The organism is Cognataquiflexum aquatile, assembly GCF_003316845.1.
Lineage (GTDB): Bacteria > Bacteroidota > Bacteroidia > Cytophagales > Cyclobacteriaceae > Cognataquiflexum > Cognataquiflexum aquatile.
The window spans coordinates 461,666-476,081 of sequence record NZ_QMIK01000003.1 but is presented as its reverse complement, the minus strand read 5'-3'; the positions used below and the strand labels follow the sequence as shown (position 1 = coordinate 476,081).

General features: G+C 41.3%; 15 protein-coding genes and 4 tRNA genes. 3 read left to right on the top strand and 16 right to left on the bottom strand.

What is annotated here, in order from left to right; translation table 11 throughout:
* Window positions 1-32 precede the first annotated feature (32 nt).
* From rplL to DQW11_RS10845, 12 genes are all read right to left on the bottom strand, one after another.
* Complete coding sequence (rplL, locus tag DQW11_RS10900; RefSeq protein WP_113924095.1) at window positions 33-416, bottom strand: 50S ribosomal protein L7/L12; 384 nt, start codon at window positions 414-416, stop codon at window positions 33-35.
* Window positions 417-471: 55 nt separating this feature from the next.
* A complete protein-coding gene (gene rplJ / locus DQW11_RS10895) occupies window positions 472-1,008 on the bottom strand; it encodes a 50S ribosomal protein L10 (protein ID WP_113924094.1) in 537 nt (178 codons plus the stop codon).
* Between the two features lie 2 nt (window positions 1,009-1,010).
* Window positions 1,011-1,709 carry a 50S ribosomal protein L1 gene (rplA, locus tag DQW11_RS10890; RefSeq protein ID WP_113924093.1) on the bottom strand — a complete coding sequence of 233 codons (699 nt, stop codon included), beginning with the start codon at window positions 1,707-1,709 and terminating at the stop codon, window positions 1,011-1,013.
* 10 nt (window positions 1,710-1,719) lie between these two features.
* Window positions 1,720-2,163 carry a 50S ribosomal protein L11 gene (gene rplK, locus DQW11_RS10885; protein WP_113924092.1) on the bottom strand — a complete coding sequence of 148 codons (444 nt, stop codon included), beginning with the start codon at window positions 2,161-2,163 and terminating at the stop codon, window positions 1,720-1,722.
* A gap of 3 nt (window positions 2,164-2,166) precedes the next feature.
* Window positions 2,167-2,724 carry a transcription termination/antitermination protein NusG gene (gene nusG, locus DQW11_RS10880; RefSeq protein WP_113924091.1) on the bottom strand — a complete coding sequence of 186 codons (558 nt, stop codon included), beginning with the start codon at window positions 2,722-2,724 and terminating at the stop codon, window positions 2,167-2,169.
* Window positions 2,725-2,737: 13 nt separating this feature from the next.
* Window positions 2,738-2,926 carry a preprotein translocase subunit SecE gene (gene secE / locus DQW11_RS10875; protein ID WP_106566657.1) on the bottom strand — a complete coding sequence of 63 codons (189 nt, stop codon included), beginning with the start codon at window positions 2,924-2,926 and terminating at the stop codon, window positions 2,738-2,740.
* 18 nt (window positions 2,927-2,944) lie between these two features.
* Window positions 2,945-3,015: transfer RNA gene (locus DQW11_RS10870), tRNA-Trp, on the bottom strand.
* A 114-nt stretch (window positions 3,016-3,129) separates the two neighbouring features.
* Window positions 3,130-4,317: an elongation factor Tu gene (tuf, locus tag DQW11_RS10865; RefSeq protein WP_113924090.1), complete on the bottom strand. Its 1,188-nt coding sequence runs from the start codon at window positions 4,315-4,317 to the stop codon at window positions 3,130-3,132.
* A 60-nt stretch (window positions 4,318-4,377) separates the two neighbouring features.
* Window positions 4,378-4,449, bottom strand: a tRNA-Thr gene (locus DQW11_RS10860).
* A 34-nt stretch (window positions 4,450-4,483) separates the two neighbouring features.
* Window positions 4,484-4,556, bottom strand: a tRNA-Gly gene (locus tag DQW11_RS10855).
* Between the two features lie 51 nt (window positions 4,557-4,607).
* Window positions 4,608-4,690, bottom strand: a tRNA-Tyr gene (locus DQW11_RS10850).
* 153 nt (window positions 4,691-4,843) lie between these two features.
* A complete protein-coding gene (locus DQW11_RS10845; RefSeq protein ID WP_113924089.1) occupies window positions 4,844-7,459 on the bottom strand; it encodes a M1 family metallopeptidase in 2,616 nt (871 codons plus the stop codon).
* 50 nt (window positions 7,460-7,509) lie between these two features.
* Here DQW11_RS10845 and DQW11_RS10840 point away from each other — a divergent pair, with 50 nt between their 5' ends.
* The 3 genes from DQW11_RS10840 to frr all read left to right on the top strand — a co-directional run bounded on the left by DQW11_RS10840 (window position 7,510) and on the right by frr (window position 9,392).
* Window positions 7,510-8,004, top strand: coding sequence for an acetyl-CoA carboxylase biotin carboxyl carrier protein subunit (locus tag DQW11_RS10840; protein ID WP_113924088.1), 495 nt, complete (start codon window positions 7,510-7,512; stop codon window positions 8,002-8,004).
* Between the two features lie 103 nt (window positions 8,005-8,107).
* The gene (gene pyrH, locus DQW11_RS10835) at window positions 8,108-8,818 is read left to right on the top strand and encodes a UMP kinase (protein ID WP_113924087.1); all 711 of its coding nucleotides are present in this window, start codon (window positions 8,108-8,110) and stop codon (window positions 8,816-8,818) included.
* 13 nt (window positions 8,819-8,831) lie between these two features.
* Window positions 8,832-9,392 (top strand): ribosome recycling factor, encoded by a 561-nt coding sequence (gene frr, locus DQW11_RS10830; RefSeq protein WP_113924086.1) that lies wholly within the window; start codon window positions 8,832-8,834, stop codon window positions 9,390-9,392.
* Between the two features lie 182 nt (window positions 9,393-9,574).
* On the opposite strand, the gene DQW11_RS10825 is transcribed toward frr, so the two are convergent.
* The 4 genes from DQW11_RS10825 to DQW11_RS10800 form a co-directional block, all read right to left on the bottom strand.
* A complete protein-coding gene (locus DQW11_RS10825; RefSeq protein WP_113924085.1) occupies window positions 9,575-10,378 on the bottom strand; it encodes a purine-nucleoside phosphorylase in 804 nt (267 codons plus the stop codon).
* A 22-nt stretch (window positions 10,379-10,400) separates the two neighbouring features.
* Window positions 10,401-11,237 (bottom strand): purine-nucleoside phosphorylase, encoded by an 837-nt coding sequence (locus DQW11_RS10820; protein ID WP_113924084.1) that lies wholly within the window; start codon window positions 11,235-11,237, stop codon window positions 10,401-10,403.
* A gap of 1,066 nt (window positions 11,238-12,303) precedes the next feature.
* Entirely contained in the window at window positions 12,304-12,984 is a 681-nt protein-coding gene (locus tag DQW11_RS10805; protein WP_113924081.1) for a hypothetical protein, read from the bottom strand.
* Window positions 12,985-13,065: 81 nt separating this feature from the next.
* Complete coding sequence (locus tag DQW11_RS10800) at window positions 13,066-14,355, bottom strand: APC family permease (RefSeq protein WP_113924225.1); 1,290 nt, start codon at window positions 14,353-14,355, stop codon at window positions 13,066-13,068.
* Window positions 14,356-14,416 lie beyond the last annotated feature (61 nt).

Genomic DNA, 14,416 nt, shown 5'->3' with positions numbered 1-14,416 from the left:
TAACCTTTGCCTAGAAGGAAAGGTTATTCAAATTACTTAATCTCTACTTCAGCACCAGCTTCTTCAAGAGACTTCTTCAAAGCGTCAGCCTCGTCTTTAGCGATACCTTCTTTTACAGCTTTAGGAGCGCCATCAACCAATTCTTTTGCTTCTTTCAAGCCAAGACCGGTCAATTCTTTCACTAGCTTCACAACAGCCAATTTCTGACCGCCAGCAGCTTTCAAGATTACATCGAAAGAGGTCTTTTCTTCTACTTCAGGAGCACCGGCACCGGCACCACCAGCAGGAGCAGCAACAGCAACAGCAGCAGCTGCAGGCTCGATGCCATATTCGTCCTTCAATATATCAGCCAATTCTTTTACTTCTTTTACAGTCAAGTTTACTAACTGATCAGCAAGTTGTTTAAGATCTGCCATTGTATTAATATTTAAATTGTTGATTTTTTTTTAACTGATTTGATAACTGTAAATTTTATTCTTTCTCAGAAAGTGTCTTAACAAGACCTGCCAACGTATTCTGTCCACTTTGAAGGGCAGAGATAAGGTTTTTGGCAGGAGATTGAAGAAGTCCGATGATGTCTCCAATAAGCTCTTGTTTTGATTTCAAATTAGACAGCATGTCTAACTGATCTTCACCCAAGAAAATTCCTGAATCTATCGAGGCGCCTTTGAACAAAGGTCTCACTTCTTTTTTTCCAAGTTTCTTTCTGAAATCTAGGATTACTTTTGCAGGAAGATTACCACTCTCCTTGGAGAAGATAATACCTGAGAATCCTTTTAAAGCCACTTCTGAAAATTCGGTGTAATCTGTATCTAGGTTTTCAAGCGCTTTTTTGATAAGCGTATTTTTGAAAACTTTGTACTCGACACCTTTTTCAAAGCAAGCTCTTCTGAAGGCATTTACCTGTGCCACTGTAAACCCTGAAGCGTCAGTGATATAGAAGTAGGGATTTTCCTTTAACTTCTCGGTAAGACCGTCGATTATTTCTAATTTTTCTTCTCTAGTCATGATTAAATACCTTGAAAACTTCCTTTATCTACTTTTACTCCCGGAGATTGTGTACTTGACAAGTGAATGCTCCTGAAATATGTTCCTTTTGAAGAAGATGGTTTCAACTTAGAGATCGTATTGATAAGTTCTTTTACGTTATCCTGGATTTTTTCAGGCTCAAAAGAAACTTTACCAACGCTAGCGTGGATAATACCGAATTTGTCAACTTTAAAATCGATTTTACCTGCTTTTACCTCTTTGACAGCTTTTCCAACTTCCAAAGTAACTGTACCGGATTTTGGATTAGGCATCAAGCCTCTAGGTCCCAAAATCCTACCAAGTCTACCTACTTTAGCCATGACGTTAGGCATGGTTATGATGACATCAACGTCAGTCCAACCGCCTTCAATTTTAGCTATGTAGTCATCCAGACCTACATAATCAGCACCAGCTTCTTTAGCTTCCTCTACTTTGTCAGGCGTACATAACACCAATACTTTTACGTCCTTACCGGTGCCATGTGGCAACGCCACGACACCCCTCACCATTTGATCAGCTTTTCTTGGATCAACGCCCAATCGGACATCGATATCAACAGAAGCATCAAATTTTGAGCTGGTAATTTTTTTGACGATAGAAGAAGCTTCCTCTAGGGAGTACAGCTGGCTTGAGTCGTACTTAGAAAGAGCTTCTTTTTGCTTTTTTGTTAACTTAGCCATATTTGTATTATTATACCTCCCAAGGCGCTTTACCCGAAACAGTGATACCCATACTTCTAGCGGTACCTGCAATCATTTTCATGGCAGATTCCACTTTGAAAGCGTTTAAGTCAGGCATTTTCACCTGAGCAATCTCTTTTACCTGATCCCAGGTAACAGAACCTACTTTTTTTCTGTTTGGCTCCGCTGAACCACTTTTTACCTTCGCAGCCTCAAGCAACATATTTGCAGCAGGAGGAGTTTTTACTACGAATTCAAATGTTTTGTCAGAGAAAACAGTAATCAAAACAGGCAACACCTGACCCATTTTATCTTGGGTACGGGCATTGTATTGCTTACAGAACTCCATGATGTTCAGACCCTTGGAACCAAGAGCCGGACCAACCGGAGGTGATGGATTTGCCTGGCCACCTTTCACCTGTAATTTCACATAACCTGTGATTTCCTTAGCCATTTCTTAATCTTGTTTTTCTACTTGTATAAAGTTTAATTCTACCGGTGTGTTTCGACCGAAGATCTTGACCATAACATTCAATTTCTTCTTGTCTTCGAACACCTCTTCAATAATACCCGAGAAACCACTGAAAGGACCGTCCATTACTTTGACTGTCTCTCCAACTATAAATGGTGTATCAAGCTTCACGGCAAACTCATCAATCTCTTCAACTCGTCCTAAGATTCTGTTGATTTCAGACTGGCGCAATGGCTCAGGGGTTTTGGAAGCTCCCCCCTGGTTAGAACCTAAGAAACCGATAACACCCGGGATACTTGTAATAACGTGATTGGCTTCACCGTGAGTCAAATCCGCATTGATCAAAACATAGCCGGGAAAGAAATTTCTTTCACGCACTCTCTTTTTACCATTACGCATTTCGTAAACTTTTTCGGAGGGTATTAAGACTTCAGGAATAAATTCCTCAAGTTTTTGACGGACAATTTCATTATCCAAGTAAGACTTGGTTTTTTTCTCTTGCCCGGCTACCACCCTAAGTACGTACCACTTATGTTCAGCCATCAGTATTATTCAATTAGAATAGATCGTAAAACCATTTCATTAGATTCTCGAATCCCAAGTCAATCGCTCCAATTACAAGAGCAAAAATGAGAGATGCGACAATTACCAAAACAGCACTGTTTTGCAAAAACGAATACGAAGGCCAAGTGACCTTGTTTTTCATTTCGTCGATTGATTCGATAACAAAACTCTTAATATTCATGGTTTACTACATTTTGTGCACGGGCAGAGAGATTCGAACTCCCATCAACGGTTTTGGAGACCGCTATTCTGCCATTGAACTATGCCCGTAGAATTTTAAGTCCCCAAAAGGAACGCAAAGGTAGTCAGAAATGGGATGAGATACAAATGCGATCCTAAAAATTATTCAGGATCGCATTTGAGATTTTATTAATTCTACGACTATTAGTCAAGAATTTCAGTCACCTGACCGGCACCTACGGTTCTACCACCTTCACGGATAGCGAAACGAAGACCTTTTTCAAGTGCAACTTTGTTCAATAAGTTAACTTCGATAGTTACGTTATCACCTGGCATAACCATTTCAACGTTTTCAGGAAGCATGATTTCTCCAGTTACGTCAGTAGTTCTTAAGTAGAACTGAGGACGGTATTTGTTGAAGAATGGTGTATGACGTCCACCTTCTTCTTTTGAAAGAACGTAAACTTCAGCCTTGAAGTGAGCGTGAGGCTTCACAGAGTTTGGCTTACAGATGATCATACCTCTTCTGATTTGAGATTTTTCAATACCTCTCAACAAAAGACCTACGTTATCACCAGCTTCACCTCTATCAAGGATCTTGCGGAACATTTCAACACCTGTAACAGTAGACTTCAAACCTTCAGCACCCATACCGATGATATCAACAGCGTCTCCAGAGTTGATTACACCTCTTTCAATTCTACCGGTTGCAACAGTACCACGTCCAGTGATTGAGAATACGTCTTCTACAGGCATCAAGAAATCTTTGTCGATCAAACGCTCAGGGATTGGAATAAACTCATCAACAGCATTCATCAATTCCATAACTGTAGCTTCCCACTTAGCATCACCGTTAAGTGCACCAAGAGCCGAACCAGCAATTACAGGAATGTTATCGCCATCAAAATCATAGAATGAAAGAAGTTCTCTGATTTCCATTTCCACAAGCTCAAGAAGCTCAGGATCATCCACCATATCCACTTTATTCATAAATACAACAAGGGCAGGTACACCTACCTGACGTGCAAGAAGGATGTGTTCTCTTGTCTGAGGCATAGGTCCATCAGTGGCAGCTACTACTAGAATAGCACCGTCCATCTGAGCAGCACCTGTAACCATGTTTTTTACATAATCAGCGTGTCCAGGACAATCTACGTGAGCGTAGTGTCTCTTCTCTGTAGAATATTCTACGTGAGAAGTGTTGATAGTAATACCTCTTTCTTTTTCTTCCGGCGCGTTATCGATGGAAGAAAAATCTCTTAATTCAGAAAGACCCTTTTTCGCCAAAACTGTAGTAATGGCAGCAGTCAAAGTTGTCTTTCCATGGTCTACGTGACCAATCGTACCGATGTTAACGTGCGGTTTTGAACGGTCAAAGGTTGCTTTTGCCATGCGTGAAAATCCTCTGTTTTAGTTAAGGTTATAAATTATTTTAATTTTTCAATGTTTCAGAGCCAACGACGGGAATTGAACCCGTGACCCCTTCCTTACCAAGGAAGTACTCTACCCCTGAGCTACGTCGGCTGGTAACATTCGCTCTGCTTTATTAAAAGCATAGAGCGGGAGACGAGGCTCGAACCCGCGACCTGCAGCTTGGAAGGCTGCCGCTCTACCAACTGAGCTACTCCCGCTTTTGAAAATGCTGTGCAAAAGTAATAAAATATTTTGCAATTCACACTTTGTGGGGGAAACAGGATTCGAACCTGTGAAGACATAAGTCAACGGATTTACAGTCCGTCCCAGTTGGCCGCTTTGGTATTCCCCCAACTGATTTTTTGCTAAGAAATTAACCCAAATTGGGTTTTTGTATTCTTAACGGATGGCAAAATTATACCCTTTTCCTAAACATTCAAAATTATGTCTGAAAATTTCAAAGTATTTTTTGAAGACCGACTTTAATACCATAAAAATCAATGATTTAATTTTTCTCAAGGTATTGGGAGAGGAAAAATTCCTCATATCTTTTGGCTAACTCATCCTTTTCCAGTGAAAATAATTCTTTGGCCTTATCCAAAACTCCGGGCTCATCAATGAATCCGAATAAACCCATAAAGGCTCCTATGCGAACAAAATTGGAACTGTTTTCTTTAGCTATTTTATACAGATTATTAATGGCAGTTTCTTTTCCCTCTCCCGGATTTTGAACAAAATATTCGCTGTAGTATCCCACAAAATAATAAAGCGATTCTCCTGTCTGTTTGCTCAAAACAGAATTGAACCAATCTGCTTTGCCTGGAATAAGATTGGTGATGTAATATTCAGCCACGGGCACTAATAACCTGATGCTTTTCTCGGATTCAAACTTTGCCGCCATTTCTCCCCTATCGGCATTGTTTTCATTTTCCAAATAAGCTGCCAATGCTGCCCCCGCAACATAATAAGAAGGATGGTCCATCCATTTAATGAAATAAGGAGAATATTTATCAGGGTCTAACAAACTCAGCATTTCAATGGCACCTTGCTTTACCGTATTCTTTGGATCAGTTTCCGCTATTGCCAAAAGGCTTTCCTCGAGACCTGAAATCTCCAATAACCAATCAGGATGCTGGGCAATGTGCATGATGGCAGCCTCCCTGATTGCCCAAAAAGGATCTTTCAATCCTCTCCCAACAAGTGAGGCAACTTCCGGATCATCTGCATAAGTATTAGCCAGGCTATCCAATGCCTCGAATCTTGCCACTCCCAATTTGGAAATACTAAACTGTTTTTTGAAATGGTCAGCGCCCCTTGAAGATTTTTTCTCAGCAAGCAATTCCAAGGCTTCATCCACATACAATTCAGTTACGGGAACTTTGTTTTCGACGGCAAACTGCTGCCAAGCTTTGTCCAATACAAATTCTTTTTCATATCTCTTCCCTTCGTGGTACCAACTCACTTTAAAAGGAATCCTATATAAAGGTGTGGGGGTTAAATCCTGCTTTTGTGATATCGTCAGGAGTAAGTTATCCGGTTGGCTATAATCCACCTCATAATCCAATGTCGGATGACCTGAACCTAGAAACCACTGATTGAAATACCAATTCAAGTCCTGACCTGTAACCATTTCGAAGGCAATTCTCAAGTCATGTACTTCTACACTTGAAAACGCGTGTTTGGTCAAATAAAGCTTAATAGCTTCGAAAAAAGCCTCATCCCCGATATGTCTCCTAAGCATATGGAGAATTCTCCCTCCTTTTGCATAGGAGTGACTATCGAACATGTCTTCTGAATTGTCATAGTAAAACCTGATCAAATCAACCTGTTTCTCTTTGGATTCCTCAAAATACTGTTCCATTTCAGAAATATGGTGCATGTCTGCATCATCCTTTCCGTTTTTGTATTCATACCACAGGTATTCAGAATAATTTGCAAAGGCTTCATTTAAAGTAAGGTTGGCCCAAGATTCGTTGGTCACATAATCCCCTACCCACTGATGAAAAAGCTCATGTGCGATGATTCCATCCCATTCCGAATCTATGGCTGCTCTTGCATCAAGGTTTAGTTCCTCCATGAAAACTGAAATCGTGGTATTCTCCATCGCTCCCGATACAAAATCCCGGACAACAACCTGATCGTACTTTTGCCAAGGATACTTGACACCAAGGATTTTGGAGAAAAATCCAATCATCTCAGGTGTATGTTGAAACACCGTCTTCGCGCCTTCTTCAAATTCTTTCTCGACATAATACCTCACAGGCATTCCTTCCCATTCGTCTCTGATCTCCACATAATCACCTACAATCACTGCCGCCAAATAAGGCGCATGGGGTAAGTCCATCACCCAATGGTCGGTTCTGGTCCCATCTGCATTTTCTTTACTTGATTTAAGCTGACCGTTACTGATTGTCCTGTATTTTTTATCAACCGTCATTCTGATTTCCTGGGTCATCCTTTCATTGGGAGAATCAATGGTCGGAAACCACTTGGAGTTGTGTTCGGTCTCTCCCTGTGTCCAGATCAGCGTCGGTTTATTGGGGTCTTCTCCACGGGGATTGATAAAATACAGTCCTTTGGTATCAGTAATGGCTGCACTTCCCAATTCGGGATTCTCATTTGGTTTGGCAGTATATTTTATCCTGACTTGGATGGTGTCTTTTGCAGTGTAGGTCTGCGGTAAATAAGCCGTGACAATCTGTCCATCATACCGGAAATTCAATTCTGTTTCTTTTCCTTTTTCAATCAATGAAAAAACATGGATATCAAAGTCCTGTGCATCAAGGACAAGTTCCCGCTGGGGGAAAAAGTAAGGCTTCAAAGTAAGGACGGCAACACCGTTTACCCATTCTTTTTGGTAGTCAAATGACAGGTCCAAGGCTGTGTGCAAAAGGTCAAAATGTCTGGTATCTGAACCTTTATAAGCGGATATCTTATTTTCAAGGACTGGAATCAACGCTTTGATCGAAGTAGAATCAAAGGGAACGGTTGTTTCTGAAGCCTCAGTCAATTCTTCTGAAAGAACATTTTCTGCCGGATCTGCCACCGGTTTTGAACTTTTACAGGACCAGATTAAGAAAACAGAAACAGCTAAAAGTGCCTTGGGTTTATTGAATACCATGAAAATGCTTTTTAAAGATTAATTGTATATTTTAGCGCAAAATAAAGGAAATGTATTCAGTTAGTATCAAGAATTCGCTTTTTGAGGTAGAAAAATCAAAAGAAAAGGTAGCTGTAAACGGAAATATCCTAGAATGGGACATCAAAGAAATCCGTGACAGACACTACCATGTGATCTACAAAAACCAATCCTTTAACCTAGAATTGGTGGGCTTGGATACCGAAACCAAAACTGTCAGGCTCAAACTCAACAACAAACCCTGCGAAATAAAACTCAAGGATAAATTTGATCTTTTGTTGGAAAAATTAGGAATGAACAACCTCCATGGACAGGCCGCTAAGGAAATCAAAGCCCCTATGCCGGGATTGATTTTTGATATCAAGGTAAAAGAAGGGGATGAAGTGAAGAAAGGAGATGCAGTACTTATCCTTGAAGCCATGAAGATGGAAAACATCCTGAAATCTCCCGGAGACGGAACCGTCAAAGCCATCAAAATCAAAAAGGGACAAAGCGTGGAGAAAAATCAGGTCCTGATCCAATTTTAAGAAGTCATGGGTTTAGATTTCTAATGGAAGGCTTTATATTTGTCGGATTTATCAAATGACCAAGTAGATTAAACTAGCTCTTTTTCACATTTAAAAACCAAAGATGAAGTATAAAAGGATATTGCTGAAACTTAGCGGCGAAGCGCTGATGGGAGAAAAAAAGTACGGGATTGACTCCAAAAGACTCGAACAATATGCCCAAGAAATCCGACGTGTCAAAGACCTTGGGGTAGAAATCGCCATCGTCATCGGAGGAGGCAATATTTTTAGGGGGGTGCAGGCAGAAAATGCCGGAATCGACCGGGTGCAGGGTGATTATATGGGCATGCTTGCTACCTTGATCAATGCCATGGCACTTCAAAGTGCCCTCGAGCAAGGAGGGATGTTTACCCGACTGATGTCAGGGATCAAAGTGGAAAGCGTCTGCGAGCCATTTATCAGAAGAAGGGCCATCCGACACCTCGAAAAAGGCAGGATTGTCATTTTCGGAGCAGGTATTGGAAATCCCTATTTCACCACAGACTCAACAGCCGCTCTGAGAGCAATTGAAATTGAAGCCGATGTGGTATTGAAAGGCACAAGGGTAGACGGGGTATATACCGCAGATCCCGAAAAAGACAAAACCGCTACCAAATACAGTTCGCTTTCTTATCAGGAAGCTTACGAAAAAAATCTCAATATCATGGACATGACGGCATTTACACTTTGCCAGGAAAACAACCTGCCCATCATCGTTTTTGATATGAACAAACCCGGCAATCTTGACAAAATAGTCATCGGAGAAGACATAGGGACATTAATCACTTCAAACTAATACGGATTATATTATGGAAGAAATTCAGCTGTACCTGGAAGAAGCCAAAGAACTGATGCAAAAAGCAGTAAACCATACTGCTGCTGAACTTGTAAAAATCAGGGCTGGAAAAGCCATGCCGAATTTGTTGGACGGGATCATGGTTGCCTATTATGGCGCTCCCACCCCTCTCCAACAAGTAGCTTCAGTAACAACTCCTGACGCCCGAACCCTTACCATCAAACCTTGGGAAAGAAACCTGATCAATGAAATCGAAAGATCTATTGTCAACTCTGACCTCGGCCTTGCACCGCAAAACAACGGAGAAATAATCATCCTGACGATTCCTCCCATGACGGAAGAGAGAAGGAGAAACCTGGTGAAGCAAGCCAAAAATGAATGTGAATCTGGAAAAATCTCCATTCGCACCGTGAGGAAAGAAACCAATGAATCCCTTCGCAAACTTCAAAAAGAAGGTGCTTCTGAGGATGAAATCAAAAGGGCCGAAGATACAGTCCAAAAATTCACCGATAGTTATTCAACCAAAATTGATGAGCTTCTTGTCAAAAAAGAAGTGGAAATTATGACGGTTTGATCAATAATATTAATCGGTCCACAGACCACGGTCGACAGTCCATAGCCACTGCACAGGATTTTTTAATCCGAGTTTTATAAGGTTTGTAGCAAGAAAGCTTATATACGTTTTGGTAGATATTAATTGATCCCGGTAGCCATCGGGATCAATCAATATAAGATCCTTTTGAAAAAAATTGATTTTCACAAAACAGCTTTCACCAACTCCACCAACTTCTTACCTGCCTGATTGGCTACAGACATCACCTCGGCATGGGTAAATTCTTTGGCCACTTTTGGGATACTTTCATTGGTTATCACGGATATTCCCAAAACCTTTATGCCCATATGGTTGGCGGCAATGACTTCAGGAACGGTACTCATTCCTACCGCATCTCCGCCAATAATCCTACAATACCTGATCTCGGCTTTGGTTTCCAACTTTGGACCCTGCAGTCCGATATAGGTTCCTGTTTTCAGCTTGATTCCCAATCTCAGGGCTTCGGATTTGGTTTTTTCTAACCAACTTAGATCAAATGGTTCGCTCATATCCGGAAACCTAGGCCCAAACACCTCCCGATTTTTTCCACGCAATGGGTTATCAGGAAAAAGACTGATCATATCCTCAATCAGCATCAAATCCCCTGCCTCAAAGTCCTCATTCAATCCTCCTGCAGCATTGGTGACAATCAATTTTTTTATCCCAATCAACTTCATGACCCGTAAAGGAAAAACCACATCGGCCATTTCATAGCCTTCATAATAATGAAAACGTCCATTCATTGCCAACACAGCCACACCTTCCAACTTTCCGAAAATCAAATCTCCTCCATGCCCTTCAACAGTTGCAACAGGAAAATGGGGAATCTTTGAATAGGGGATTCTTTTTTCAACTTGGATTTCATCCACCAATCCCCCAAGGCCCGAACCTAGAATGATGGCAGTTTCGGGATATTCCGTTATCTGTGACTTCAAAAAATCAATTGCAGCCTGTTCTTTTGTCAGCATGGAATGCGTCAGAAAATAATGATTAAAGTGATTTTACAATTTCCCTAATGATCAGACTCATTCCAGGTTCGGCTTTGGCAGCACCGGCCAATACTTCGGCAAGACTGATCTTGCGGACTTTTCCAGGAGAGCAAAGGTCAGTAATCGCAGACATTGCAAATACCGGCAGTTCCATATGCCTTGCCACTATGACTTCGGGGATGGTACTCATCCCTATCGCATCACCACCGATGGTTCTGAGGTATTTGTATTCCGCTTTGGTTTCAAGGTTGGGACCCTGTACAGCAGCATAGACTCCCTGATGGACTTTCAATCCGTTTGCAGCCGCGATCTCCAGACCTTTTTGGACCAAAGACAAATCATAAGGCTCAGACATATCCGGAAAGCGTACTCCAAACTCCTCCAGGTTTTTGCCTCGGAGCGGATTTTCAGGAAAAAGATCAATATGGTCATTGATAATCATCAATTCGCCGATCCCATATTCAGGATTGAGGCCACCGGCTGCGTTGGACACAATCAGCTGCTCAATTCCCAGCTTTTTCATCACCCTGACGGGAAAGGTCACTTCCTTCATCGAGTACCCTTCATAATAATGGAATCTCCCCTGCATGGCCACAACAGATTTCCCTGAAAGCTTACCAAGAATCAGTTTTCCTTTGTGGCTTTCCACTGTCGAAACAGGAAAGAAAGGAATGGCATCATATGGGATTTCCAGTTCAATCTCCATGTTTTGGATCAATTGGCCCAGACCGGTACCAAGGATAATGCCTACCTGAGGGGATTTGGGAAACAGGTTTTGGATATATTCATAAGCAGTCTGTATTTGCTCAGAATAGGATGGTGAAGATGCTTGTGTCATGGATTAAAAATTTCCCTAAGGTAGGGAATTCGAGAATTTTGTTACCCACAAATAATGAGTATAATTCAGGCTACAAAATGTAAACCACACTAGGTTAAAAACTCTATCCAATCCGCAAACAATGCCTGCGCCGATCCGTTCCGCCGCGGCGGATCTTCCTCCTCACAGGTGTTCCAAAATAGAATTTTTTCAAAAGTTTAAGATTACAGAATTTGTTATCCACTCCAATTTCTATCCCCGACTCTTTATCAACATTCAGCCCCGAAGTGGGCGAAATATTATTAGCCCCGGGCAAGGTGCATCTCTGATTTTTATACTTAAACAAATCCCCATGCACCGCGGCCCAGGTTATTGAAAAATAGAGTCCACAAGGGTAGAGAGGGACAATCATCGGCACAGAAAGGGGAAATTCTCGCAAAAGCTTGGGAAACGACCACAAAAAGCAGGGTAAAGCTCGCAAAAGGAAGCATCTGTAACTAAATGCAATATTGCTAACAGCAGTAAAAGCAAAGTCCCACCCCCAGTTCTAATTTTTTCGATCTTTATACCTTCTCCTTTATCTTCTGGTTTGACCTTTTTTAGAACATCCCTAGCCAAAAAGTAAACTCCCACTAATATAATAATTCCAATTATCTTATTCATAACCTTTAGCCTTCTTTAGATTGATCAATCGCGAATTTTACGCCCGAATTAAGTTTTTTAACTTGGGCATCAAGAACTTCTCCCCACCTGGGTGTAGTCAAACGCCTGATGCTAGGACTGGATGTAATTTGCAATTCCACCCTTTTATCATATTCAATTTGAAATTGAATACAAATCAAAAACCTCTAATCGAAAGGTAATTGTAGTTTATTGAATTACAAATTCAAAAAAATAAAAAGGCGTAGTTAAAAACTGATCTTAGCTCCTTCGCCAATCTTCACCCAAGAAGGTTTTTTCCCTGTCCCCCATCACAGGCTGAGTGTAGATACAATATGCACCTTTTGGAAGTATATTGGCTTGAGAATTTTCAAAACAAAAAAGCCCCGCCAAATGGCGGGGCTTCTTTGTTTGGGCCAGATTAAAATCAATCCTCCAAAGCAACCAATTCCCATTTTTTGAACAAAGCAAAATTCAAGGAAACGTAGAAAATATTGGCATCCAATCCGGCATAAGGTTGGAAAGTGCCGCCATCTCCATCCGAGGCGGTAAACCCTTGGTTGAAAAACGAGGTTAGGTAATATTTGGCTTTGATACTTGTTCCTCTCGGCAAGGTATAGCCAATAAAAACAGCATGTTGCACAGTATTGACACGGTCACTGAACCATACACTGAACCTTTCAGTCCTCACTTCATCGACAAAAGTCCTTTCTCTATAATTCATCGCGATTTCAAACTCGTATCCGGCAAAGAAAAACCGGTCATCCATGTGACCCAATTTGATGCCCAAAGGGATACCCAGATTGTAATTTCTTACTTTCTTTCTGACCGAAGCCGATTCATCAAAAATGAATCCGACGTTTCGGATATTTACCCCAGTAAACCAGCCAAAAGACTCACTTTTGTCAAAATTGAGGAGGGTCTGTAAGTTGATGACCGGAGAAAACCTGAGTACGTTGTTGTTGTTTTGAAGGGTTCCTGTGGAGAAAATCCACTCACCTCCTGAAGTGAAATAAGGTTTGTTCTCTGTGGTCACTGTTTTGGTTTGGGCAAAAGTGGCAGAAAGAGCAAAAGTAATGACAAAAATAGTTGTGAAGATTTTTTTCATAGGATGGGACTTTTATGGTTCAACAGCAAATATCTTAAAACTTGAATTAAATCAAGAGTCCTTAGTATGAATAATTCCTTATTATTTTGAAATATTTTTGGCAAAATGATGAATCCCAAAAATCACCAATCCCAAAGCTGTCCAAAGTGCTGTGTCCCAGATTTCTTCAGATTTTGTCCCTGATAGCAACCAAATTGTGGCCCCAATTCCAGCCAATGCAAAGTAGTTTCCGAACGGTATTTTGAAAAAGTCACCCTCAGGATTTTTCTTTCGAAGTTTGATCAAGGAAGCACAGACCAAAGCATAAAGAATGAGTCTCGAAATAACGCTAACTGCCAACGAACTCATAAATCCCCAAACAATGGCCACAAAAGCGACAAGCGCAGAGAAAAATAGAATGGAAATATATGGTGTCGCAAAACGTGGGTGGATTTTTCCAAACAACCTTGGCAACTGATTTTCTTGACTGAGTGCAAAAGGCAACCTAGACCCGCTCAAAATCTGCACATTCAAGGTTCCCAAAATGGAAATAACGGCACCGACCGTAATGAAGAGTCCCCCATACCAACCCATAAAAACAGTGGCTGCATCTGCAAGTGGTTTTTCTGATGTGGCCAAATCCGGAAGTGTTCCAATAGAAACAACCTGGATTAGGATGTAAAACCCCGCGATGACCGCCGCTGCCGTCAATAAACCAAAAGGAAGATTTTTCCTTGGATTGACGATCTCACCGCTATTGACCAAACCGGCCTCAAAACCTCCAAAAGCAAACACCAACAATAAGGTCGAAGCAGAAAAATCTTTCAATGTGGGAACAGGCTGACCTTTCATCAGGTCAAAATCAATGTAAAATAATCCTACAATGATAAACATGGCCAAAGGAAAAAGCTTTGCCACAGTCAGGACATTGCTGACCCTTGCAGTATTTTTCACCCCAATCCAATTGAAGTAGGCAATCAAGGCAGTTATGAAAATGATGATGGCTATCCTGACTTCAGGTTGGTTGAAGCTTTCAGAAAAAAAAGAAAGGTATAAGGCCATCAGATTGATCAGGGTGGCATAGCTAAACAACCTCGTCAGCATCAACAGCCACCCGATAATAAATGCCGGAATCGGCCCAAAAGCAGTATGAACATAGAGATAAGGGCCTCCGGTCTGTTCAAAACGGGAACTGACTTCAGCAAAAACCAAAATCAAAACTGCCATGACCAAAGCACAAACCACAAAAGCCAAAATGGAATATACTCCCGATAAGGCAAATACTTTGGCAGGCAAGGCAAAAATCCCGGCCCCAATCACGGAGTTGATGATCAGAAAAACCAAATCCCATCTTTGAATTCCGCGCTTGAGTGTTGTGGGTGAATTTGCCAATTTATCTTCTTTTGTGATTACTTTCAATCATATTCTCCCAACCAAACCAACTTCACCTTTC

What these genes read in the sequence shown, in the direction of transcription:
- frr (WP_113924086.1), top strand. Translation starts at nt 8,832, where the DNA reads ATGGAAGAAATTCAGCTGTACCTGGAAGAAGCCAAAGAACTGATGCAA.
- tuf (WP_113924090.1), bottom strand. Translation starts at nt 4,317, where the DNA reads ATGGCAAAAGCAACCTTTGACCGTTCAAAACCGCACGTTAACATCGGT.
- DQW11_RS10845 (WP_113924089.1), bottom strand. Translation starts at nt 7,459, where the DNA reads ATGGTATTCAATAAACCCAAGGCACTTTTAGCTGTTTCTGTTTTCTTA.
- DQW11_RS10840 (WP_113924088.1), top strand. Translation starts at nt 7,510, where the DNA reads ATGTATTCAGTTAGTATCAAGAATTCGCTTTTTGAGGTAGAAAAATCA.
- rplK (WP_113924092.1), bottom strand. Translation starts at nt 2,163, where the DNA reads ATGGCTAAGGAAATCACAGGTTATGTGAAATTACAGGTGAAAGGTGGC.
- pyrH (WP_113924087.1), top strand. Translation starts at nt 8,108, where the DNA reads ATGAAGTATAAAAGGATATTGCTGAAACTTAGCGGCGAAGCGCTGATG.
- rplA (WP_113924093.1), bottom strand. Translation starts at nt 1,709, where the DNA reads ATGGCTAAGTTAACAAAAAAGCAAAAAGAAGCTCTTTCTAAGTACGAC.
- DQW11_RS10805 (WP_113924081.1), bottom strand. Translation starts at nt 12,984, where the DNA reads ATGAAAAAAATCTTCACAACTATTTTTGTCATTACTTTTGCTCTTTCT.
- DQW11_RS10825 (WP_113924085.1), bottom strand. Translation starts at nt 10,378, where the DNA reads ATGCTGACAAAAGAACAGGCTGCAATTGATTTTTTGAAGTCACAGATA.
- DQW11_RS10820 (WP_113924084.1), bottom strand. Translation starts at nt 11,237, where the DNA reads ATGACACAAGCATCTTCACCATCCTATTCTGAGCAAATACAGACTGCT.
- rplL (WP_113924095.1), bottom strand. Translation starts at nt 416, where the DNA reads ATGGCAGATCTTAAACAACTTGCTGATCAGTTAGTAAACTTGACTGTA.
- nusG (WP_113924091.1), bottom strand. Translation starts at nt 2,724, where the DNA reads ATGGCTGAACATAAGTGGTACGTACTTAGGGTGGTAGCCGGGCAAGAG.
- secE (WP_106566657.1), bottom strand. Translation starts at nt 2,926, where the DNA reads ATGAATATTAAGAGTTTTGTTATCGAATCAATCGACGAAATGAAAAAC.
- rplJ (WP_113924094.1), bottom strand. Translation starts at nt 1,008, where the DNA reads ATGACTAGAGAAGAAAAATTAGAAATAATCGACGGTCTTACCGAGAAG.